This window comes from Labrys sp. HAY1-8F, from assembly GCF_056754975.1.
On record NZ_JBPGWZ010000002.1, the window covers coordinates 4,266,914 to 4,289,185 of the forward strand.

Below are 22,272 nucleotides of genomic sequence, written 5' to 3' on the forward strand. Positions count from 1 at the left end.
AGGTTTCGGCGTGCCTTTTCCCTAGCGGAGGGAGGTGCGCCTGGCCTTCTCCACGAAGTGGGGAAGGTGTCATTGCCAAGCAATGACGGATGGGGTGTGGGCCGCTAGCGCTTTCAGTCCGAAGAGGGTGCCACTAGCGGGCCGCACCCCATCCGACCCGACTTCGTCGGGCCACCTTCCCCACTTCGTGGAGAAGGTTCTCGCGTTGCGTTTCCTATGCCAGAGCGTGGTGAGTCAGCGCCGAATAGCGCCCGGTCACGAAATGCTCGAGCTGGCGCTCGATGTCGGCGAGCATCGATGAGGCTCCGATGCGGAAAAGATTGGGTTCCAGCCAGGGGCGGCCGAGCTCTTCCTTCATCAAAGCGAGCCAGGCCAGGGCGTCCTTGGCCGTCCTGAGGCCGCCGGCCGGCTTGAAGCCCACCGCCTCGCCGGTGAACTCGCCATAGTCGCGCAGGGCACGGAGCATGGTGAGGCTGACGGGGAGGGTAGCATTGACGTCCTCCTTGCCGGTGGAGGTCTTGATGAAGTCGGAGCCCGCCATCATCGCGACCATGCTGGCCTTGTAGACATTGCGCAGCGTCTTGAGGTCGCCGGTGGCGAGAATGGCCTTGAGATGGGCCTCGCCGCAGGCCTCGCGCATGGCGCGGATCTCATCATAGAGGGCGTTCCAGTCTTGCGTCAGCACCTGGGCGCGGTTGATGACGATGTCGATCTCCTGGGCGCCCTGGTCGACGGCATAGCGGATTTCGGCAAGGCGCTGCGGCAGCGGGGTGAGGCCGGCGGGAAAGCCCGTCGCCACCGAGGCGACGGGAATGCCGGAGCCGGCGAGCGCCTTGACGGCGGGGCCGACCATGGTGGGATAGACGCAGACGGCGCCCACCGTGGGCGGGGCATCGGCGAGGCCGAGGGCTGTAACGATATCCTCGCGTATGGGGCGGCGCGCCTTCAGGGCGAGGCGATGCACGCGGCCGGGCGTGTCGTCGCCCGCCAGGGTGGTGAGGTCGATGCATTGCACCGCCTTTACCAGCCAGGCGGCCTGGTATTCCTTCTTCACCGTGCGGCGCCCGCCGAGGGTCGCGGCCCGGCGTTCGGTGGCGCTGAGATTGACCTCGATCGCCTCGAACCATTCGGGCTTGAGGGCCGTGCCGGGATTGCGGGCATGGGCACCCTGGCCTGATACGATCAGGGCGGAGCCGGTGGGCACCACGCTAAGGGCCGGAGCGGCTTGAGCAGAGGAGACTTGGCCCGGCTTCTTGGAGGCAGCCGGCGTGCCTTTATCGGTCTTATCCATGGTGGGTTTCATCCAGGAGGAAGCGTGCTGTCTGCTCGTCGGTGACGAGCACGTTGAGATAGCCGGCCCTGAGGCAGGCAAGGGTTATGGCTTGTTTCGACTTGCCGGCGGCGACGCCGATCGAGAATTTCCGCTCCCGACAAAAACGCAGATCCAGGCCGATGGTTCGGGCATCGATGTCCGCGTCCACGATATTGCCATGGGCATCGACATAGCGGCTGAGAATATCGCCGACGGCGCCTTTCGCCTTGAGGGCCGCCGTTTCCGCTTCGGTGACGAAGCCCGATTGCACCAGCACGGAATCGGGGCTGATCGTGCCCATGCCGAAGCAGATCACCGGCGCTTTGCGGGCAAGCTCCAGCACGCTGGCGATAGTGGGATCCTGTTCCAGCGCCACGCGGGTGGCGGCATGGCCCAGAATGGCCGGCACCGGCAGCAAGGTCGCCGTACCATTGGCCGAGCGGGCGAAGAGTTCGGCGGTGTTGTTGGTGCGGATAGAGGGCGATCGGATGTTCATGGCCCCATTGAGCAGCACCACTTCCACGCCCTCGTTCCAGAAGGGCGGCAGGCGGTGCGCAACCGCGCTCATGGTGCGGCCCCAGGAGACGCCGATCAGCGGCACCTTGCCGAGGCCGGCGAGCATGCGTGCGGCAGCCTGCGCCACGGCATCGAGCAGGAGGCCCTCGTCCTCCTCGCCATTGTTGGGGACGACGACGGCTTCCTTCAGGTTCCAGCGGCGCTGCAGCCTGGACTCGATGTCAGGAGAGCGCGGCGCCCGCGGCACGATCTCGATGCGCACGATGCCGGCCTCGCGCGCCTCGGTCAGCAGGCGGCTGGCCTGCCAGCGCGTGAGGTTGAGCTCCTTGGCAAGGTCGCCCATGGTCATGTCGAGCTCATAATAGCGCTTGGCGACCTGGATCATCAGGAGTTCGCGCTGCTCGCCGGACATCGTCCTGAACTGGACGTCATGGTCGAGATTGCCGACACTCATCAACGCGATCCCTCAAGCTGTCTTGATGCCAGCTTGCGCGAGAGTGGCGCAAGAAGCTCGGTCGCTTCAAGATAATCCTGCAGCAATTCACCATAGCGGGCATGGGCGGCGAGGTCGGGCTCGACCAGCGTAACCGGCTGGGCCACCGCATCCGCCGCGGCAAAGAGGTCGCCAAACAGGCCGGCGCCGGTAGCGGCGCAGGCGGCCGTGCCGACAAGGGTGAGATTGGTTTGGCTGAGGAGTTCGACGGGCATGCCCATGGCGTCGACCGTGGCCCGCAGCCACAGCGGGTTCTTGGCATAGCCGCCCGAAGAGACGATGCGGTTGCAGGCAATGCCGAGTTCCTGGATGCGGCGGAACACGTTTGCCGAACCCAGCGCCACCGCTTCGACGGCGGAGCGATAGAGGTCCGCCCTGGAATGGCTGAGCGACAGGCCGAGTACGGCGCCGCGCAGCAGGGGATCGCGATAGGGCGTCCGGTTGCCCATGAAATAATCGAGTGTGAGCAGACCGGTGCCGCCGACCGGCAACGCGCTCGCTTCCTGCACCAGGGCAGCGCGCTCCTGCTGGTCGAGCCCGAACATATCGCGCGCATACCAGGACATCACGGAGCCGGCAGAAACCTGGCCCGCTTCCACCAGCCAATAATCATCGACCAGGGCATGGGGATATGGCCCCCAGAAGCCGGTGACCGGTGCCTGCGCCGCGAGCTGGAAGAGATGGACGATCGAGGTGCCGCCGATCAGCAGATGTTCGCCCGGCCGCAGCGTGCCTGCGCCTGCGATGCCGGTATGCGCATCGATGCCGCCCTGGGCCAGCATGGGTCTGTTAACGAGGCCGAGATGCTCGGCCGCCGCGGCGCTGACCGGCGCGATCGGTGCGCCCACTGCCTTGATATCATCTGGCAGTTTGGTGGCGAGGTCGGGAATGCCGAATTCGGCGTAGAGCTCGTCAGGGAAGCGGCGGGTGACGGAATCGTAGTTCCATTTGCAGGTCGCGTTCATGCGCGAGCCGACCCACAGGCCCGTCAGCTTGAAATTGATGTAGTCGAGGCACTCGCAGATGATGTCGGCCCCGGCATAGACGTCCGGCTCGTGGCGCGAGAGCCACATCGCCTTGGGCACCAGCCATTCGGCCGCATCGCCGCCGCCGGCATAGGCCAGCACGGGGTGCTGCGAGAGCGCGGTCCGGGCCGCTTCTTCGGCAGCCCGGCAGTCCATCCACAGGAGGGAGGGGCGCAGGGGCGTGCCATCCCGTTTGCAGGCGACCACGGTCGAGGCCGTGGTGGCGGCGCAGACGCCATCGATATGAGGCGAGCCGAGGTCGCGCATCAGGCCGCGGCTGGCCTGTCCGAGCGCGTCCCACCAGTCGATCGGCGACTGCTCCGCCCAGCCCGGATGCGGGTGGCGGGTGGGGTACTGGACCTCCCGCTCACCAAGCATCGCACGGCTTTCAAGGTCGAACACGCCGACCCTGATGCCTCCGGTGCCGAAATCCAGGCCGAGAAGACGTGGCATGAGTGGTTCTCCGGGAGCGCGGACATCTTGTCCGCTTCACCCTCCCCTGGAGGGGGAGGGTCGACACGCAGTGTCGGGGTGGGGTGACTCTCTAGTCGAAACTACCGCCAGATTATCAAAGCCGGTGCTCTTTCACCCCACCCCGGCCTTTCAGGCCGACCCTCCCCCTCCAGGGGATGGTAAGGATCGACGTGCTTTTGTGTCGATTTTACAGTTTACGGCCTGAACATCACCTTGGAGAAGAACTCGTTCTTGCGCTTGAAGCTCTCGAACATGCCGGGCAGTTCCTCGAGCGTGAGTTCATGGGTGATCATGAACTCCCATTTGAGCTTGCCGGTGGCGAGAGCCTCGAGCGACACCGTCCACTGCTTTCCGGGGAACGGGGCGCCGAAGGAGTTCCAGGCTCCGTGCAGCGACACTTCCTGGCGCAGGAAGTGCTGGAAGGTCTGGTTCTCCAGCGCGACCTCGCCGACAGGGATGCCGATGAACACGACATGACCGCCGGGGCCGGCCAGCTTGGCGGCGAAGTTGATCGAGGAGGGATGGCCGGCGGCCTCGACGATGAGGTCGCAGTTCAGCCCAGCCGGCAGCGGATCGGTGATCAGCTGGGTGTGGGTCGCACCGGCCTCGCGCGCCTGTTCGAGCTTCTGCTCGGAGACGTCGACGGCGACGACTTCCGTGCAGCCCATCAGTTTCATCCACTGGATGGCGAACAGCCCGATCGGGCCGCAGCCGATGACGCCGCCGCGTTGACCAACGGTGGGCGGGGCCTTCCAGACGGCGTGGAGGGCGATCGAGGCCGGGTCGGTCATGGCGATGGCGCGGGGATCGGCATCCGCCGGGGCCTTGAGCAGATTGCCCACCGGCACCGAGACGAATTCGGTATAGGCGCCGTCGCGCCGGCTGCCGAAATAGTCATAGTTGCGGCAGCGCGAGAAATTGCCGGTCGCGCATTGATCGCAGACCCGGCAGGGGATGAGCGGGGCGACGCCGACGAGTTCGTCCTTCTCGAAACCGGTCACGCCCGACCCGATCTCCGAAATATGGCCCGAGAATTCATGCCCGCAGATGATCGGCATGCGATGGGCGCCCTTGGTCAGCATGCGAGGAAGGTCCGAGCCGCATACCCCGACAGCCGCAACACGCAATAGCACCTCTCCGGTTGCCGCGACCGGCTTGGGAACGTCCTCGAGGCGGATGTCACCTGGCGAATACATGACGGCTGCGCGCATGGTCAAAGTCCTTGAATATGGAGGAGGTGTTGGGGAAGGGGGAGCAGGGGCCGTCAAACGGCCTGCCGCTCCGCGCCGAAGAGTGAGGAAGTGAAGGCGTCCAGGGCGATGATGGCATCGCGGACGATTTCCACCGACAAGGGCACCGCGACCCGCCAGGTGATCGACCCCTCCTTGAGGGCCGCCTTGGCGACGCGCTCGATGTCGGCGGCTGTGGCCTTGCCGAGCCTGAGGTCGGCAAGGGTGGTCGGCAGGCCCACCGCTTTGCAGAAGCGGGCGGTTTCTTCGATCTCGGCGAGCGGACGCCCTTCCAGCATCAGGAGGCAGAGCACGCCGAAGGCGACCTTCTCGCCGTGGAAAAAGCCATGGCTTTCCTCCAGAGCCGTCAGGCCGTCATGGATGCCGTGGGCGGCGGAAACAGCGCAATTCTCAAAACCCAGGCCGCTGAGCAGCGTATTGGCCTCGATGATGTTCTCGACGGCTGGCGTCAGCGCGCCCTTCTCGACCGCGAGCTTGGCTGCCAGCGCATCGCGCATCAGCACTTCATGGCAGGCCTTGGCGATGGCAATGCCAGCCAGCGGGGCCGGATAGCCGCCGGCGATGAAGTTGTCGGAGCGCGATTCCAGGTTGGAGCGGGCTTCGAACCAGGTGGAGAGGGCATCGCCGATGCCGGCCACCAGGAAGCGGGCGGGGGCCTTGGCGATCAGGGCGCTGTCAACCACCACCACGTCCGGATTGCGTGGCAGCATGAAGGATTCCTTGAACACACCCTGCGGCGTGTAGGTCACCGCGATGGCGCTGGTCGGTGCGTCCGTGGAGGCGATGGTAGGCACGATGGCGATGCGGGCATCGTTGGCGATCGCGGCCAGCTTGGCGGTGTCGGCGGTTTTGCCGCCGCCGATGCCGACGACGATATCCGCCTTGGCCTGGGAGACCAGGGATGTCACCCGGTCGATCTCCTCGCGGCAGCATTCGCCGTTGAATTTCTCCATGGTGAGGCCGAGGCCGCTGCCTTCGAGCGAGGCGAGGATGGAGGCGCCGAGCTTTTCGAAGACGAAGCCGTCGACGAGCAGGAAGGCCTGCTTGCCGAGAGGGCGCAAATGATCGGCGAGGCGGCCGATTTCGCCGGCCCGCTGGATGTATTTGAGCGGACCACCGAAGGCCCGGCCCTGTGCGCTGTGCCACCCGCGAGGTTCAGCCATTGGAAGAATTCCCTGTGTCGCATCGCCTGGTGGCGATGAATGATCAATATTCACATTTGTGAAATAAGATCATTTATGTGAAAATTTAGACAGAAAAATACGCGCTGTCAACGGAGTCGGCAGCGCGTTGGGTTGTCGTCTATCGCTTCAGAGTGCCGGTTGCGTATTGCAGCAGCATCGCGACCACGATGATCAGGCCGGTATAGAGCTGCTGGCTGTAGCCGGGCACCCCGGCGAGGTTCATGATGTTGGCGATGATGCCCATCACCAGCGTGCCCAGCAGCGTGTTGACCACGTCGCCGCGCCCGCCCATCAGGCTGGCGCCGCCGATCACCACGGCTGCGATGACGTTGAGCTCCATGCCGACGCCGACCTGGGCCGAGCCGATGGTGGTGCGGCTGGCGGAAATCACGCCGGCGAGGCCGGCCAGCGCCCCGGAGATCACATAGACGGCCAGGACATAGCGCGGCACCGCAATGCCGGACAGCCGCACCGCTTCCTCGTTGGAGCCGATGGCGGTGATGATGCGGCCGAAGCGCGTGAAGGAGAGCACGATGCCGCCGACGATGAACACCGCGAACATCAGGATGACGGGCTGGGGTATGCCGAGCCAGTAGCCGGCACCGAAATCGGCCAGGGCCTGGCCGCCGTCACCGATCGAGATCGGCCGCCCTTCCGAAATCATGAAGGAGAGCGAGCGGGCGATCGCCATCATGGCCAGCGACATCACGAAGGAGGGCAGGCGCATATAGGCGACGAAGAAGCCGACGGCGAGGCCGCAGGCGGCGCCGCACAAGATCACCAGCGCGATGCTGACGCCGACGCCATAGCCGAGCTTGGCGATGAAATAGGCGGTGAGCACGCAGCCCAGCGCCAGCACCGAACCGACCGAAAGGTCGATGCCGCGGGTGAGGATGACGAAAAGCATGCCAACCGACATGATGCCAGCGCCGGAGGCGACCTGGCGGAGCACGTTCAGGATGTTGTTCTTGGTCAGGAAGCTGTCGGTCCACACGGAGGCGACGATGACCAGGACCAGGAAGATGCCGAGGGTCGCGAAACGCTGCACCAGGGCGCCGAGATCATAGCCGCGCTTGCCGTCGCCGCGGTTCTCGCTGAGAGCTGTCATTGTCCTATACCATTCGCCGCTTGAATTGCTTTGCCGGGTTGCCCGCCTTCGCTCATGGCCAGGGAAAGCAGGTTTTCCTCGCTGTAATCGCCCGGGCTGAGTTCGCCGCGGATCTCGCCCTCGCGCATCACCAGCACGCGGTCGCACAAGCCGAAGAGCTCCTGATGTTCGGAAGAGATTACCAGGACGGCCTTGCCGGCTTCCGCCAGGCGGTTGACGAGCGTGTAGATCTCGGTCTTCGCGCCGACGTCGACGCCACGGGTCGGCTCGTCGAGGATGATGAGATCGCCGTCGGCATGGAACCACTTAGCCAGCACCACCTTCTGCTGGTTGCCGCCCGACAGGCTCGATACGGGCGCGTCGACGCTGGCGGCCTTGAGGCGCAGGCTCTGGCCGAGTTCGCCAACGGTGCGCCGTTCCAGGCCCCGGCGCAGGAAGCCGAGCGCAGTAGTGACCGACGACATCCGAGCCATGGTGGCGTTCACCCGGATGGGCTTGTCGAGGATGACGCCCTGATGCTTGCGATCCTCAGGGACCAGCCCGACGCCCGCCGCGACGGCGTCGCGCGGCGAGCGGAAATGCACCGGCTTGCCTTTGAACTTGATGGCGCCGCTATCGGGCCTGTCGGCACCGAAGATCAGGCGGGCGACCTCGGTACGTCCGGAGCCGACCAGGCCGCCGAGGCCGACGATCTCGCCGGCGCGCACAGCGAGGCTGACATTGCGGACCTTGCGGCCGGCATGGAGCGCGGACACGCTGATCACTTCCTCGCCGATCCTGCGCTCCCCCTTCTCGGGAAAGAGGGCGGAGAGCGGCCGGCCGACCATCATCCGGATGATGTCGTCGATGGTCACGTCCTTGGCGGCGACGGTGCCGACGAGCTGGCCGTCCTTCATCACCGTCATGCGATCGGAGATCCGCATCACCTCCTCGAGGCGATGGGAGATATAGACGACACCGACGCCATGGCTGCGCAGATCGGCGATGACCTTGTGCAGGCGCTCGGCATCCCGATCCGACAGCACGGCGGTCGGCTCGTCGAAAATAATGATCTTGACCTCGCGCGACAGCGCCTTGGCGATCTCGACCACCTGCTGATGGGCGACGGCGAGATTGCCGACGCGCTCGCCGGGATCGATGTCGAAGCCGAGCCGCTTGATCAATTCGCCGGCGCGCTTTCTCAGCCCCGGCCCCGCGAAGACCCCGGGCAGTTCGCCCAGGAAGATGTTCTCCGCCACCGACAAATCGGGGGCAAGGGCCAATTCCTGATGGATCACGGCAATGCCGAGTGCCCTGGCCAGGCGCGGATCGCGGAAGTCGACGTGACGTCCGGCGACCGTCACCTCACCACTGCTGGGGTGCAGTTCGCCGCCCAGCACACGCATCAGCGTCGACTTGCCGGCGCCGTTCTCGCCGAGCAAGGCATGAACCTCGCCACTCTGGACGTCGAAGTCGACGCCCTTGAGGGCATGTACGCCGCCGAAGGACTTGGTGATGGCGGTGAGCCTGGCGAGTTCGGACATGATGCCTCGCTGGTTTGGATATCGCAGGGCGACTATTGCCTTCTCCCCGTGTGGGAGAAGGTGGCGCGAAGCGCCGGATGAGGGGTTGACGAAACCTCTCTGTTCTTGGTGCTTGTCCCTGAAGTTGTTTCGGATGGGGTACGAGACCCCTCATCCGCCCCTTCGGGGCACCTTCTCCCCCAAAGGGAGAAGGCGCATGACGCCGAAGCCGCCGCTTAGAACACCGCGTCCTTCTTGTAGAACTTGTCGACGTTCTCCTGCGTGATCACCGCCGGCGTGGTGAGTTCGAGCTTGGGCGTGTCGGGGGAGAGCTCGCCCTTGAGCGCCTTCAGGCCGATATCGACAGCGGTACGCGCCACCAGATCCGGATCGTTGAGGCCGGTCGCGCCATATTTGCCGTCCTTGATGAGAGCGAGCGCTTCCTTCTGGCCATCGGCGGCGGCGAGCACCAGCACGTCGGTCTTGCCGGCGGCCTGCAGCGCCTTCATGCCGCCCAGCGCCATCGAATCGTTCTCTGCGAGCAGCACGGTGACGTCAGGATGGGCCTGCAGCAGGTCCTCGGCGGCCTTGAGGCCGTCCTCGGTCGCCCAATTGCCCCAGCCCTGGCCGAGCACCTCGAAGCTGGCTTTGCCGTCATTGACGAGCTGGCCTTCTACAAGGCCGCGGAAGACGCCGAGGCGGCGGTCGCGGCCCACTTCATTGCCCTGGGAGCCGGAGAGCAGGATGATCTTGACGGGCTTGCCCTGCATCTTCTTGGCCAGCCACTGGCCGACGAGGAAGCCGTTCTGGTCGTTGGAGGAGCGCACCTGGGTGACGATCTTGGCCTTGGTGTTGATCGAGGAATCCATCACCACCACCTTCACGCCAGCCGCGGTGGCGGCATTGGCTGCCCCGACGAGGCCTTCCGGATCGCGCGGGTTGAGAATCAGGAGGTTGACGCCCTTGGCGACCATGTCCTCGACGTCGGAGATCTGCTTGCCCATGTCGTTCTGGCCATCGGAGGTGGTGACCTCACAACCGGCCTTCTTGCCCTGATCGATGGCGGCGGCCTGCTGGGCGGCGAAATAGGGGGCGCTCAGCGTGTACATCGCCACGCCGATCTTGCAGTCGGCGGCGCTCGCCATGCCCATCGTGCCGGCCAGCAGTGCTGCGGCCAGGCTGCCGCCCAAAAGGGTTTTCTTCATTGGCTCTCTCCTCCACGTCGTCCGTCAGGGCGTTTTTCCTGGCCCTGTTCTGTAGCATAAGTACATTTTTTGACAGGGGTCAAGCGATCCAAATTTTAAAAAATTGAAACAAAATCACATACGTGAAATATTGCAACGCAATATTGTCTAAATTAGCTTAAAATGAGTTAAAATAGTGCGCCGAGGGTTGTCGGGGTGCTGATAAAAATGTAGTGATGCTACAGAATGGCGAGCTTCCAAGAGCGCCGCAATCAAAAGAAAGGTTGGTTGATATGCCCATGCGCGAGCCGGGTCTGTGCGTCGTCGATGTCGAGAACGGGGAATTGCGGGGGGCAACCAACCGCTACACCAAGACGATGGGCGATCTTGCCGGCCTCTATGAAGACGAGGCTGCCTATCGAACCGTCCTCGCCGAACTCGGCGACAAGGTGGTTTACGAGGTGACGGATTACAAGCCCTCGGCGGATGCCGGCGACATGATCATCGGGGTTACCCGCATGATTCCAGGCAAGGTGGGGCGGGAATATTTCCTCACGCGCGGCCACATCCACGCCAATCCCAATCGTCCGGAAATGTATTACGGCGAGAGCGGACACGGCATCATGCTGCTGGAATCGCCGGCCGGAGAAATCCGCAGCGTCGAGATCGGGCCGCGCAGCCTGTGCTATGTGCCGCCCTACTGGATCCACCGCTCGGTCAATGTCGGCTCGACCGATCTGGTGATGACCTTCGCCTATCCCGCCGACTCAGGCCAGGACTATGACATCATCGCCAAGGCCGGCGGCATGCGCAGCCGTATCGTCGATGACGGCAAGGGCGGATGGGCGGCCGTCGACAATGCTGGCTACCAGTTCCGGGCTAAGGAGTTGGTCGAGGCCATCATGGCGAGGTGAGGTGCGCGACTTCCCTTCTCCCCTTGCGGGAGAAGGTGCCCTGAAGGGGCGGATGAGGGGTCTCCCGACTCATCCAATTCGAATCGGAGGCGGGCGTTGAGCCACGAAGAACGGTAAGGTTGCAAAACCCCTCATCCGGCGCTTCGCGCCACCTTCTCCCGCAAGGGGAGAAGGCTTTCCCACTCCTCAAGCCTCGTCGGCGTCGCCCTCGTCGTCATCATCGGCGTCGATCTCGCCGCCGAGCGCGTGCTTGAAGCCTTTCTCGACTCGCTTGAGTAATTTGCGCAGGCGCTTGCGGTCCTTGTTGTCGAGATGGCTGGTGGCTTCCGCCTCGATGTCGAGCGCCAGGGCCGCGATAGCCGCGGCCTTTTCCTTGCCGTCCGCGCTCAGGCCCACGCGCACGACGCGCCCATCACCGTCGGTCGCCTTGCGCTCGATCAGGCCGGCGGCCGACAGGCGCGCAATCGTCTTGGAGGCTGTCGGGGGCCTGACGCGCAGGATTTCCGCCAATTCGCTCATCGACAGGGCTTCTCGCCCGGCAAGGGCTTCGAGCACCTGTTCCTGGCCCGGGAACAGGCCAAGTCCTTCGAGGAGCTTGGCGGTGCGGGCCCGATGCAGGCGGGCCACGTGGATCAACTGATAACCAAGTGTCTTGGAGGCCGGATGTCGCATGGTGATGATCCGCCGGCTGATGATTTGCTGTAGCCGGCTTCAGATACAGTTTCTGGCAGAAAATGTCGAGGATTTAGTGAGCCTTAGTTCAAATGACGTCGTGCAGCTGGATTCTCTGGGCAACGGGATCGCCGCGGATTCATGTAGTGGGTGACCTTTCAATATTTGACCGGCTTGAGCAATCCGACATCCGCAACTATAGTTCAGAACATGCTCAGACCTTCGTTTCTGTAATCGAGGGTGGAGCATCGGGATGTAACCATGGACGGACTCATTCTGTTTGCGGCGCTTGGCCTCGCCTTGTTGGCCATGTGGACTGCGACTTTTTGCATTGTATTCCGTACAATTGATTGGAAAAGCACTTCATCAACCGTGCGTGAAGCCAATATAATTGGTGATGCCGATGGCCCAATTTATAAATATCTTTTTGAATATGAAGTAAGTAATGTTGTTTTCAAGGAATATCCTAAATTTGGTGTTTGTAGTAATTCTTATAAGGTTGGCGATTGGGTAAATATTCTTTACAATCCCAATAATCCACATGATATCGCATTGGTCGAATGTAGTGGAAGAATGTATTATTTATTCAGTAAATTAGCGGTATTCATTAAGCAGAGAAAATTAGCGAAGAATTCAAAACCTGCCTAGCGTCTTCTCCACTTTGGCCAGGAAGGCGGCGCGCGAACTGTCGGTCGACAGATTCATCGAGTAATGGGCAAGGTATTGAAAGCGCGCGAAGGGCTTCACCACCGCCCGCAGCATGCGCGTAACCACGCGGCGGGGCGGATCGCTCATCAGCAGGGCCTTCAGATGCGAGCCGCCATAGGTGGTGACGGCCACCACCTTGGTGATGTTGTGCAAATTGCCCTGGACCTTGCCGTCGACCAGGGTGAAGGACACGCCGGGCAGGAAGACCCGGTCGAAAAACCCCTTGAGGATGGCCGGAAAGCCGTAGTTCCAGATCGGCGTGACGATCACCAGCGCCTGCGCCCGTTGCAGGCGTTCGACATAATCAGCCACGCCATCGCGGTTTTTTGCGGTGTCGTGATAGGTGCGCCGTTCGGCGGCCGTGAGCACGGGCTGGAACCCTTCGGCATAGAGGTCGCAGTCGTCGACCTCATGGCCGGCCTTGCGCAAGGTCTCCACGGCGCAGGTATGCAGCGCCGCGCCGAAGGATTCCTCGCAAGGGTGCGAGAAGAGGACGAGGACCCGCATCAGCCCTTCATCTCGACCTCGACGAAGGCCATGTGGGACTGGCCGCCGTTGAAGACATTGTGCTCGACGCCGGCCGGGCGCGAGTAGGAGGTGCCGGCAGCGAGTGGAACCAGCTTCTCGCCTTGCGTGTCGACGATACGCAGCGTGCCGTCGACCAATGGCACCACGGCATAAGGGTATTCATGGCGGTGCCAGCCCGTCTCCTGGCCGGGCTCGAAATCGTAGCGGGTGATGCGCACCCGCTCATCGTCGACCTGGAGCGTTCCGGTCGCCAGATTGGTGTTGTCGCTGTTGTGTGCTCCACACATGGCAGGGCCTTTCATAGCTATGGTTTGGTGTTGGACCTCGCCATTTCGTGGCGAGGTGCATTTGGCAGGCGAGTGTGTCCGATATCCTGGCAAGCCGATCAGGCTTCCATTTGCATGCCCCGGAAAAGATAGGTCCGGTTCGAGGAATAGTCATAATCGGGATCGTCCCAGGCGATCATCTTGCCGGGATTGAGCAGGCCCTTGGGATCGGCTTCGCGCTTGAAGGCGAGCTGCATCTCGTCGGTCTGCTTCATGCCGCCTTCCTCCAGCGTGTAGCGGTGCGGGTTGAACACCGGCGCACCCATGTCCTCGTGGATGCGGATGATCTCGTCGAGGCGCTCCTCGGTGGTGAACTTGACGAGCGGCAGGCCGAAGCAGGTGATCTTGCCGTCGAAGCGCACGAATTCGAGATGGGCCACCACTTCGTCGCCGAAGACGGCATGGATCTTGGAGACGAGTTCGAGCTGGTTGGGGAAGGGGTAGAGCGTCTGAAGATAGGTGATTGTGGGATCGAGCTTGAGGGCACGCAGCGTGGTGTGGTTCCAGCCGAGTTCGTAGATGTCGGGCAGGCCCTTGCGGTCCGCCTCGCTTATGCCCGACGTCGAGAACAACAGTTCTGCGCCCTTGCGCCGGCGGGTGATGGTGAGGAAGGCATCGTAGTTCTGCGGGGCGATCATGGCGCAGACGATATGCCTGTCGCGCGGGATCCAGCGCCGGTGCCGGTTGAAATAGTCATGCGCGGCCGGCGCGGCCACCACCGCGAGCTGCTTCTTGAGGATGCCGTCAGCCTCGCCGGTCTCGTTGGCGAAGGCGGCCGCCTCGGCGAGCGTATCGAAGCCGACGATGACGTCGATCCACTTGAAGGCCGATGTCAGTGGCATCTCGACTTCGGTGATGATGCCGTTGGTGCCGTAGGCATGGCTGACCTTGTGCAGATCCTCGCCGGTGAGATCGAGGATGCGTGGGCTTGCCTCCATCGTCACCACCTTGAGGCGGGTGATATTGCCCCAGTCGCGCAGGCCGCCCCAGGTGATCGAGCCGACGCCGCCCGAGCCGCCGGCGACGAAGCCGCCGATGGTGGCCGTCTTCGCGGTGGAGGGATGCAGACGCAATTCCTGGCCGGAATGGGCTTGCGTCTGTTTGTCGATGTCGGCCATCACCGCGCCGGCTTCGGCGACCAGCACGCCCGGCTCGATCGAGATGATCTTGTCCATGAAGGACAGATCGAGCACGGCCCCCCGCGACAGCGGCATCGCCTGGCCGTAATTGCCGGTGCCGGTGCCGCGGGGCGTCACCGGAATGTCGAGCGCGTAGCAGGCGGCGAGCGTGGCGACGACGTCGTCCGTGGATTTGGCGAAGATGATGCAATCGCCGGTGATGTGGTCGAGCTCGCGCTTGAGCACCGGCGAATACCAGAAGAAGTCGCGGCTCTTCTGCCGCACCAAGGTCGGGTGATCCTCGATGCGGATGTCGGGCAGGCGGGTCTTGAGGGCGGCGATGTCGGTCATGGGCGGATCTCGGAGTGCCGATCTCCAGATCGGCATTCTTGGAAGCGAAGCGTTCCGTCGAAGATAAATGCCGATCTGGAGATCGGCACACCATGTCTGGTGCGTCAAGTCTGGTTGATTGGGCGCCTAGGGGCCGCTGGCCTGCGATCGCCGGACCAAACCTTCGGTTCGGTCTGACAGCACCGCATCGAGTTCCGCATAGTCCGGCAAAGCGGTGTCGATGGCCCGGCCCTTGCGCACCACGATGCGATCGGCCTGCGGGCGGGACAGCAGCTCCGTCCAGCTCCTGGCCTTGAACAACACGAAATCGGCAGGCCCACCGACGCGCAGCCGCCCGGCATCGATGCCCATCACCGAGGCCGGCGTCGCCGTAACCGCCTTTGGCCACTCGCCGAAGGGATGGTCGAGATGGGCCACGCGCGTCGCCTCGCGGAAGACCTCGAGGGCATCGAGATCGCCATAGGCATAGAAGGGGTCGCGTGTATTGTCGGAGGAGACCGCGACCGGCACGCCCGCAGCCTTCAATTCGTGCAGCAGCGTCACGCCGCGCGAGCGGGGGGTGCGGCCGGGCACGCGGTCCTGCAGATAGAGATTGCACATTGGCAGCGAGACCACAGCGATGCCGGCCTGCGCCACCTTGTCGATGGTAGCCTTGATCTCGTCCCCCTCCTGCCGGGCGAGGGAACAGCAATGGCCGACCGTGATCTGGCCGGCGAAGCGATGCCGCAGGGCCGCCTCGGCGATATGGCTTAGTGTGCGGGCTTCGGGGTCCTGGGTCTCGTCGACATGGAAATCGAGATCGAAGCCGTTGTCGGCGGCGAGGCGGAACAGCGTGTCCAGGCCCTGGTCGAGCTCGGGCACCATGTAGGTGACGCCGCCCAGGATACCGTCATGCGCGCGCAGGGCGGCGGTGATGTCGGACATGTGCGCGCGATCGGCCACATGCTCGATGGAAAACAGCGCGACGGCCTGCAATTCGATGCGGCCGGCCCATTTTTCGCGCATTTCGGCAAGAACAGGCCAGGAGATGCCGATCTGCTTGCCGATCGAATCGAGATGGGTACGGATGGCGGAGGTGCCGTGCGCATAGGCGCAGCGTAGTGAGAAATCCATGCGGGCGGCGACATCGGCGGCCGACCAATGAGCCTCGCGATCCAGGGTCACGTTGTCGAGAGCCCCGAAGAAGGTGCCGTCGGGATTGCGGCGGCGCGGCCAGATATGGCCCTTGTCGAGATGGGTGTGCAGTTCCACGAAGCTCGGGAAGACCATGCCTGCGCTGAGTGTACCGGAGGGACCTGTCACGGCCTCGATCGCCTCGATGCGCCCGTCCGCGACGGTCAGGCAGATGCGTGCCAGGCCATCCTGGTCGGCGCCGGCCAGTGGTTGCGACACCAGGCAGGCCGGTACGCTGGCCTCGACCGACCATCGGCCATCGGTGGGAACTGCGAGGGGCTTGGACACGGTCAGTTTTCCCGCTTCAGCGCGCTCTCATGCCATTTGTACAGCAGGAGATGCGACAGATAGGACAGGGCGAGGAAGATGGCGATGCCCGTCAGCGACAGCAGCACCAGCGCGGCATAAGCCCGCGGATAGGCAAAATAGCGTGGCGCGAGATAGATGATATAGCCAAGCCCCCCGCGCGCGCCACCCGCACCGGTGGCGAGTTCCGACACCACGGCGCCGATCAGGGAAAGACCGCCGGCGATGCGCACGCCGCCGAGGAAATAGGGCAGGGCCCCGCGCAGGCGCAGCAGCCACAATTTCTGCCAGGAAGAGGCGCGGTAGAGCTCGAAGAGGTTGAGCAGATTATGGTCGGTCGAGCGCAGGCCGATCAGCGTGTTGGCGAGCACCGGGAAGAAGGCGACGAGCCATACGCAAATCAGGAGCACGGTGGCCTGCGAGAAGATCACCAGCAAGAGCGGCGCCAGGGCGAGCACCGGCGTGACCTGCAGGATGATGGCATAGGGATAGAGCGTATATTCGACCAGCCGCGACAGCGAGAACAGAATGGCGAGCGAAACGCCGCCCACCACCGCGAGCACGAAGCCTTTCAACGTCACTTCCAGGGTGAAGAGCCAGGCCGGCCCCAGTGTTTCCCATTCGCGGAAGAAGGCAGCCCAGATCTCGCTGGGGGCGGGCACCACCTTCATCGGGGTAAGGCCGGCGGCCACGCAATATTCCCAGGCCCCCAGCACGATCACCAGAAAGGCGAGCGGCAGCAGCCATTTCAGGAGTGCCGACGGGTTCCGGCGAGTTGTGACGGGAGGAGTGGCGGCATCGCCCGCCGAACTGATCACGCTCATCCTGTTTCTGCCCCCCGGTCCAAATTCTTGGCGATCAATGTCCATCGACGCTCTCGACCGCCTTGCCGATGGCCGAGGTCAGCGTGGCGGAGGCCTGGCGGCAATAGTCGACGTAAACGGGCGTGGTGCGGAAGGCAGCGCCGCGCGGGCGCTCGGCGTCGACGGCGATCTCGGCGAAAGCGCGTCCCGGCCGAGCCGCCATCACCACGATGCGATCGGAAATATAGACGCTTTCGAATACCGAATGGGTGACGAACACCACCGTCCAGCCAAGCTCTGCCTGCAGGCGCATCAGATCGTCGTTGAGCTTCTGGCGGGTGATTTCGTCGAGCGCCGCGAAGGGCTCGTCCATGAGGAGGAGCTTCGGGCGGGTCACCATGGCCCGGGCGATGGAGACGCGCATGCGCATGCCGCCGGAGAGTTCGCGCGGATAGGCCTGCGCAAAGGCGGTGAGGCCGACGCTGTCGAGGGCCTGCATCACCTTGTCCCGGACAGCCTTTCGCGACACGCCCTTGAGCCGCGACGGCAGCCAGACATTGTCGAACACGCTGGCCCAAGGCATCAGCGTCGGCTCCTGGAAGACGAAGCCGACGTCGCGGGAATGGTCGCTGTCGCCATCGGTCCAGACCACGCTGCCGCTCGAGGCCTCGCCCAGCCCGGCGATGATGCGCAGTGCCGTCGATTTGCCGCAGCCCGAGGGACCCAGCAAAGAGAGGATCTCACCCTGGCGGATGTCGAGATCGAGATGCTGGAGCGCGGTGGTGCCCGAGGAGAAGGTCTTGCCCACGTCGCGCAGCGAGACGACGATCGGGCGGCTGGAGGATGGCGTCAAGGCATAGCTCCCGCGGAGAGGGGCTGTTCCTGGGAGTGCGGACGTCGCAGCGACATGCGTGGCATGTCGCGATGTCCGCTCTTCCTTTCTGCATCCTCGGCGTTTCCAAGAGCGGACATGGACGTCCGCGCTCCCGGGAAATGCACTTTATTGACCATGCTCACTTCTTGATCAGGTCGGAACCGACATTCTTGTTCACGAATTTCAGCGTATAAGCCTTCTTGAAGTCGAAATCGGGCTTGTAGAGGCCGACGGTGACCATCTTGTCGAAAAAGGACTTCATGTGCTCGTCGGTCATGGCGCCGATGCCGTTTTTCTCGGCGTCACCTGACATGACGATGCCATAGGCCTTCATCTGCTTGACGGCGAAGGCGAGGTTCTCGTCGGTCATGTCGGGATTGTCCTTCTGGATCGCCGCATTGCCGAGCTTGTTGTCGCCGTAGAGATAGGTGGCCCAGCCGATCGCCGAGGCGTCGACGAATTTCTGCACGACGTCAGGCTTGGCATCGATGATGTCCTGGCGGGTGACGATCAGGGTCGAATAGGTGTTCCAGCCCTGGTCGGCGATCAGGAAGACATTGGGCTTGAAGCCGCCGCCCTTTTCCACCTGGAGAGGCTCGGACGCCACATAACCCTGCTGCACAGATTGTTTGTCGGCGATGAAGGGACCGGGATTGAAGTCATAGGGCTTGACCACCTCGTCGGTAAAGCCGAAGGCCGCCTTCATCCAGGCATAGCCGGTGGCCTGGAAATCGGGGCCGATGAAGATGGTCTTGGCCTTCTTCAGGTCATCCCAGCTATCGAGGCCGACGCCGGGATGCGTCATCAGGATCTGCGGGTCCTTCTGGAAGGTCGCGGCCACCGCGACGAGGGGAACGCCCTCCTTGGCCGCCGAGAAGACCTCGACGAGATTGCCGCCCATATAGAAGTCGTTCTTGCCAGCAACCAGGGCAGTGGCGTTGTTGGCGGTTGGGCCACCCTGCACGATCTCGACGTCGAGGCCGAACTTCTTGTAGGTGCCGTCGGCCACGGCTTGGTAGTAGCCGCCATGCTCACCCTGCGCCAGCCAGTTGGTGCCGAAGCGCACTTTCACCAGTTCCTCGGCATAGGCGCCGTTCAAGCCGGCAAAAACCACGGCCGTTGCTGCAAGCACGGCGGTCTTGAGCATGCTGTTCATTCCTGTCGCCTCTGTTCGGTTCGTCTTGCGAGTTTCTGGTATCGGATTGCCGCAACGCCGACGCACGATTGTTAGCGCCAATTCAAGCTTGCACAAGTCGTGATCACGATTAATTTTGCGCCGGCCAGATTTTCGGAGACCCGTCATGCTTCGCGCCATCACGCCGTCCTCGCTGCGTGCGCCCTTCGCCCGCTACAGCCATGCTGTGGAGGTGCCGGCCGGCGCCCGCATGGTGTTTTGTTCCGGCCAGCTCGGCATCGGCCCGGACGAGTCGATTCCGGAGGGTGCGGAAGCGCAGGCCAGGCTGATCTTCAGGGCGATCGAAGCGATCCTGGCCGAGGCCGGCATGGCGCTCGCCGACATCGTCAGGATCAATGCCTATGTCACCGGCCGCGAGCACATGGCCGGCTATATGAAGGCCCGCGACGCGGTGGTCGCCGATCCGCCGCCTGCCTCCACCCTGATGATCGTCTCGGGCTTCACGCGTGAGGAATTCAAGGTCGAGGTGGAGGTCGTGGCTGCAAAGGCGTGAGAGCCGAGAGCGTTTTGCGATTTGGTGGTGACGCCAAGAATCGCAAAGACGCTCCAGCCAATCCGTAAGATTGGCTTGGAACCAAAGAGTTAGAGCAAACAAGCGTTTCCGGCTAAACGCGCTTTGCTCCAGGGGGCAAGGGGACCTGTCGCCGAGCGGTATAAGCCCTTGTGATTTTCGATCGGTGTGGAACAATGCCGACAGGTGTCCTCAGGTCGCAGAAGGCCAGCCAGCACAGGTGGGGGCGCCAGACAAGGGGACCGAAAGCATGGACCACCCTATCCGGCGCCCCGCATGCTGAATCTCGATCCCTATCTGCTTCGCGCCTTTCTCTCCGTCGCCGAAGTGGGGACGGTGAACGGTGCGGCGCTGTCGCTGCATCGCACGCAGGCCGCGGTCAGCATGCAGATCCGCAAGCTCGAGGCGCTGGTCGGCTCGGACCTGTTCGAGCGTAGCCCCAAGGGGCTGACGCTCACCGCGGACGGGCTGCTCCTGGTGCCCTATGCCCGTGAGATCCTCACCTTGACCGACGAAGTCGGCAAGCGCCTGAATGGCCGGCAGATAGAGGGGCGCATCCGCCTCGGCGTGGTCGAGGATTTTGCCGCTACCCGCCTGATCGATATTCTCCGGGATTTCCGCGACAAGAATGCCCGTGTCGACATCGACATCCTGGTCGAGTCCAATGCGCGCCTGGCCGCCATGCTCGAGAATGACGAACTCGATATCGCGGTGTGCGATACCAGCCGCTGCAGCCGCAAGCCGGCGCATGTCTGGAACGAATATCTGCACTGGGTCGGGCGTGCCGATATCGAGTTCACGCCGGACATGCCGCTTCCCGTGATCATGTTCGTGGAGAGCTGTCCCTGGCGGGGACCGGCCATGGCGACGCTGGCTACGCGCAACCGCAACTGGCGCATCGTCTGCGAGGCTTCGACCCTGGTGGCGATGGCGACGGCGGTGCGCGTCGGCATCGGCATCGGTCCGATGATCGCGGCGACGATTCCCGAGGGTTGCCGCGCCCTCGACAAGTCGATCGACATGCCAGGCTCGGCCCGGATCGACATCGGCCTGTACGTTCGCAGCGGCGCGCGCGAGGAATCGCGCTTCCTGGCCGATTTCGTGTTGCGCCAAGTCGAGCTCGGCCACGCCTGAGCTGTTTTCAGTGACCGACCCGAGCTCGACAAAATCGCCACGAAAAGTCGAGCTCGGCCACGCCTGAGCTGTTTTCAGTGACCGACCCGAGCTCGACAAAATCGCCACGAAAAGTCGAGCTCGGCCACGCCTGAGCTGTTTTCAGTGACCGACCCGAGCTCGACAAAATCGCCACGAAAAGTCGAACTCGGCCACGCCTGATATCGATCCGGGCGAGTGTTTTGTCATCCCCGGCCGAGCGAAGCGAGGGGAAGGGGATCCAGGGGGCCGCAGGTAGAATCTCTTGGCCCCTGGATCCCCTTCCCGAGGCCTGTAGCCTCGCCGGGGATGACAAACAGACACTCCGTATCTTCTGTATGAGATGATCCGTTTCCCCCGGGGAGCATTCAGCAACGCTTATACCCTCACGCGAATTATCCGGCTACCGCAGCCTGCCTTTTTCAGGCCCCTTGGCCTCGTACCGAGCCTGTCCATAACAGTCGATCCACGACGAGGGCATGGTGATGGCTACCGAGGGGAAACATCATGGTCGAATTGTCGCGCAGGAACCTGCTCGCTCTCATGGGTTCGCTGAGCCTGCCCGTCTGGCTGGGGCAGGCCGCACCGGCCCGGGCGGCCGGCACCAAGCTGACGGCCATCGAATGGGGCGGCGATGTCGTCAAGGCGATGAAGGAAATCGCCGCGCAGCAAAGCGCCGTCGATGTCGATTGGGTGCTGCACCAGGGCGGCGCCGCCGCCATCCTGCCCAAGATCAAGGCGATCTGGCCGCGCACCGATTTCGACTATGTCGCCGGCTGGGAAGGCTCTTTCAACTCGATGATCAAGGAAGACTGGCTGGAAACCGTCAATCCAGCCGACATTCCCAATCTCGCCGATATTCCCGCCAAGATGATCATCAAGAACGACAAGGGCGGCATCATGGCGGTGCCGCGCGCCGTCGGCGGCATGTATTTCGGCTATCGCACCGATACCGTGCCGATGCCCGTCGCCAAGATCGACGACCTGTTCGACCCCAAGCTCAAAGGGGCGATCTGCTGGCCCGGCCCGACCCAGAGCATGATGCTGCAGATCGTGGCGCTGGCCCTGCATGGCGGCGGCGACGAGAAGAACATGGAGCCGGGCTGGAAGCTGATGGCGGATCTCGCCAAGTCCGGCAATATCGGTCGCATCGCGGTGACGGATGTCGACTTCACCAATTCCTTCACCGCAGGCGAGACCTCCGTCGGCTTTTTTGCAGAACCGAGTTGGGCGGCGGTCGCCAAGAATTTCCCGGTGACCCGCCTGACCAAGCAGAAAGGCATGGCGACCTTCCTCTATCAGAGCGGTTTTGCCGTCCTGAAGAACCGGCCCAATCTCAAGGCAACGCTGGACTTCATCAATTTCGCCATCAGCCCGGCGATGAACACGCTCTACGCCAAGGTCGCGGGCGAAGCGCCGCTCAACGCCAAGGCCGAGAAGCCCGAGAACCTCAAGCATCTCATCTTCACGCCAGCCGAAATGGACGAATTCGTCCATGTACCCGACTACAATGAGGTGCTGTCCAACCAGGATGCCTGGGCCAAGCGCTGGGAAGCCGACATCGCCCCGCTGCTTTGAGGTTCTCAACCCTCC

21 protein-coding genes are annotated in these 22,272 nt (G+C 63.4%); 5 read left to right on the forward strand and 16 right to left on the reverse strand.

The window, feature by feature from the left end:
* Nucleotides 1-214: 214 nt before the first annotated feature.
* The 8 genes from deoC to ACR9ZN_RS28695 form a co-directional block, all read right to left on the reverse strand.
* A complete protein-coding gene (gene deoC, locus ACR9ZN_RS28660; RefSeq protein WP_434955075.1) occupies nucleotides 215-1,291 on the reverse strand; it encodes a deoxyribose-phosphate aldolase in 1,077 nt (358 codons plus the stop codon).
* Nucleotides 1,284-2,282 (reverse strand): sugar-binding transcriptional regulator, encoded by a 999-nt coding sequence (locus ACR9ZN_RS28665; RefSeq protein WP_434955076.1) that lies wholly within the window; start codon nucleotides 2,280-2,282, stop codon nucleotides 1,284-1,286. The genes deoC and ACR9ZN_RS28665 overlap by 8 nt, the downstream gene beginning before the upstream one ends.
* Nucleotides 2,282-3,799: an FGGY-family carbohydrate kinase gene (locus ACR9ZN_RS28670; RefSeq protein WP_481273790.1), complete on the reverse strand. Its 1,518-nt coding sequence runs from the start codon at nucleotides 3,797-3,799 to the stop codon at nucleotides 2,282-2,284. Before ACR9ZN_RS28670 ends, ACR9ZN_RS28665 begins: the two co-directional genes overlap by 1 nt.
* Nucleotides 3,800-4,014: 215 nt before the next feature.
* Nucleotides 4,015-5,031, reverse strand: coding sequence for a galactitol-1-phosphate 5-dehydrogenase (locus ACR9ZN_RS28675; RefSeq protein WP_481273791.1), 1,017 nt, complete (start codon nucleotides 5,029-5,031; stop codon nucleotides 4,015-4,017).
* A gap of 53 nt (nucleotides 5,032-5,084) precedes the next feature.
* Nucleotides 5,085-6,233, reverse strand: a complete 1,149-nt coding sequence (locus ACR9ZN_RS28680; RefSeq protein WP_454812720.1) for a glycerol dehydrogenase — start codon at nucleotides 6,231-6,233, stop codon at nucleotides 5,085-5,087.
* A gap of 139 nt (nucleotides 6,234-6,372) precedes the next feature.
* Nucleotides 6,373-7,362 carry an ABC transporter permease gene (locus tag ACR9ZN_RS28685; RefSeq protein WP_149252057.1) on the reverse strand — a complete coding sequence of 330 codons (990 nt, stop codon included), beginning with the start codon at nucleotides 7,360-7,362 and terminating at the stop codon, nucleotides 6,373-6,375.
* Nucleotides 7,359-8,885 (reverse strand): sugar ABC transporter ATP-binding protein, encoded by a 1,527-nt coding sequence (locus ACR9ZN_RS28690; RefSeq protein WP_454812723.1) that lies wholly within the window; start codon nucleotides 8,883-8,885, stop codon nucleotides 7,359-7,361. Before ACR9ZN_RS28690 ends, ACR9ZN_RS28685 begins: the two co-directional genes overlap by 4 nt.
* A 215-nt stretch (nucleotides 8,886-9,100) precedes the next feature.
* Nucleotides 9,101-10,069 carry a substrate-binding domain-containing protein gene (locus ACR9ZN_RS28695; protein ID WP_434955081.1) on the reverse strand — a complete coding sequence of 323 codons (969 nt, stop codon included), beginning with the start codon at nucleotides 10,067-10,069 and terminating at the stop codon, nucleotides 9,101-9,103.
* 272 nt (nucleotides 10,070-10,341) lie between these two features.
* On the opposite strand from ACR9ZN_RS28695, the gene ACR9ZN_RS28700 reads away from it, so the two are divergent.
* Nucleotides 10,342-10,962, forward strand: coding sequence for a glucose-6-phosphate isomerase (locus ACR9ZN_RS28700; protein WP_434955082.1), 621 nt, complete (start codon nucleotides 10,342-10,344; stop codon nucleotides 10,960-10,962).
* A gap of 186 nt (nucleotides 10,963-11,148) precedes the next feature.
* Here ACR9ZN_RS28700 and ACR9ZN_RS28705 read toward each other — a convergent pair whose 3' ends face one another.
* Complete coding sequence (locus tag ACR9ZN_RS28705) at nucleotides 11,149-11,634, reverse strand: MarR family winged helix-turn-helix transcriptional regulator (RefSeq protein ID WP_149252054.1); 486 nt, start codon at nucleotides 11,632-11,634, stop codon at nucleotides 11,149-11,151.
* 261 nt (nucleotides 11,635-11,895) lie between these two features.
* Between ACR9ZN_RS28705 and ACR9ZN_RS28710 the strand changes: the two genes are divergently transcribed.
* Nucleotides 11,896-12,282: a DUF3592 domain-containing protein gene (locus tag ACR9ZN_RS28710; protein ID WP_454812726.1), complete on the forward strand. Its 387-nt coding sequence runs from the start codon at nucleotides 11,896-11,898 to the stop codon at nucleotides 12,280-12,282.
* Here ACR9ZN_RS28710 and ACR9ZN_RS28715 read toward each other — a convergent pair.
* The 7 genes from ACR9ZN_RS28715 to ACR9ZN_RS28745 form a co-directional block, all read right to left on the reverse strand.
* Nucleotides 12,268-12,849 carry an NAD(P)H-dependent oxidoreductase gene (locus ACR9ZN_RS28715; protein ID WP_481273792.1) on the reverse strand — a complete coding sequence of 194 codons (582 nt, stop codon included), beginning with the start codon at nucleotides 12,847-12,849 and terminating at the stop codon, nucleotides 12,268-12,270. The genes ACR9ZN_RS28710 and ACR9ZN_RS28715 overlap by 15 nt on opposite strands.
* On the reverse strand, nucleotides 12,849-13,157 hold the full coding sequence (locus ACR9ZN_RS28720; protein ID WP_434955085.1) for a cupin domain-containing protein: 309 nt from the start codon (nucleotides 13,155-13,157) through the stop codon (nucleotides 12,849-12,851). Before ACR9ZN_RS28720 ends, ACR9ZN_RS28715 begins: the two co-directional genes overlap by 1 nt.
* A 98-nt stretch (nucleotides 13,158-13,255) precedes the next feature.
* Nucleotides 13,256-14,665, reverse strand: a complete 1,410-nt coding sequence (locus ACR9ZN_RS28725; RefSeq protein WP_481273793.1) for an FAD-binding oxidoreductase — start codon at nucleotides 14,663-14,665, stop codon at nucleotides 13,256-13,258.
* A gap of 126 nt (nucleotides 14,666-14,791) precedes the next feature.
* On the reverse strand, nucleotides 14,792-16,126 hold the full coding sequence (locus ACR9ZN_RS28730) for a cytosine deaminase (protein WP_481273794.1): 1,335 nt from the start codon (nucleotides 16,124-16,126) through the stop codon (nucleotides 14,792-14,794).
* Between the two features lie 2 nt (nucleotides 16,127-16,128).
* Entirely contained in the window at nucleotides 16,129-16,968 is an 840-nt protein-coding gene (locus ACR9ZN_RS28735; protein WP_481273795.1) for an ABC transporter permease, read from the reverse strand.
* A gap of 34 nt (nucleotides 16,969-17,002) precedes the next feature.
* Nucleotides 17,003-17,800 (reverse strand): ABC transporter ATP-binding protein, encoded by a 798-nt coding sequence (locus ACR9ZN_RS28740; protein WP_481273796.1) that lies wholly within the window; start codon nucleotides 17,798-17,800, stop codon nucleotides 17,003-17,005.
* Nucleotides 17,801-17,960: 160 nt separating this feature from the next.
* The gene (locus ACR9ZN_RS28745; protein WP_454812736.1) at nucleotides 17,961-18,977 is read right to left on the reverse strand and encodes an ABC transporter substrate-binding protein; all 1,017 of its coding nucleotides are present in this window, start codon (nucleotides 18,975-18,977) and stop codon (nucleotides 17,961-17,963) included.
* A gap of 145 nt (nucleotides 18,978-19,122) precedes the next feature.
* Between ACR9ZN_RS28745 and ACR9ZN_RS28750 the strand changes: the two genes are divergently transcribed.
* From ACR9ZN_RS28750 to ACR9ZN_RS28760, 3 genes are all read left to right on the forward strand, one after another.
* A complete protein-coding gene (locus tag ACR9ZN_RS28750) occupies nucleotides 19,123-19,509 on the forward strand; it encodes a RidA family protein (RefSeq protein ID WP_454812738.1) in 387 nt (128 codons plus the stop codon).
* 294 nt (nucleotides 19,510-19,803) lie between these two features.
* Nucleotides 19,804-20,661 carry a LysR substrate-binding domain-containing protein gene (locus tag ACR9ZN_RS28755; protein WP_434955092.1) on the forward strand — a complete coding sequence of 286 codons (858 nt, stop codon included), beginning with the start codon at nucleotides 19,804-19,806 and terminating at the stop codon, nucleotides 20,659-20,661.
* A 525-nt stretch (nucleotides 20,662-21,186) separates the two neighbouring features.
* Nucleotides 21,187-22,257: an ABC transporter substrate-binding protein gene (locus tag ACR9ZN_RS28760; RefSeq protein ID WP_481273797.1), complete on the forward strand. Its 1,071-nt coding sequence runs from the start codon at nucleotides 21,187-21,189 to the stop codon at nucleotides 22,255-22,257.
* Nucleotides 22,258-22,272 lie beyond the last annotated feature (15 nt).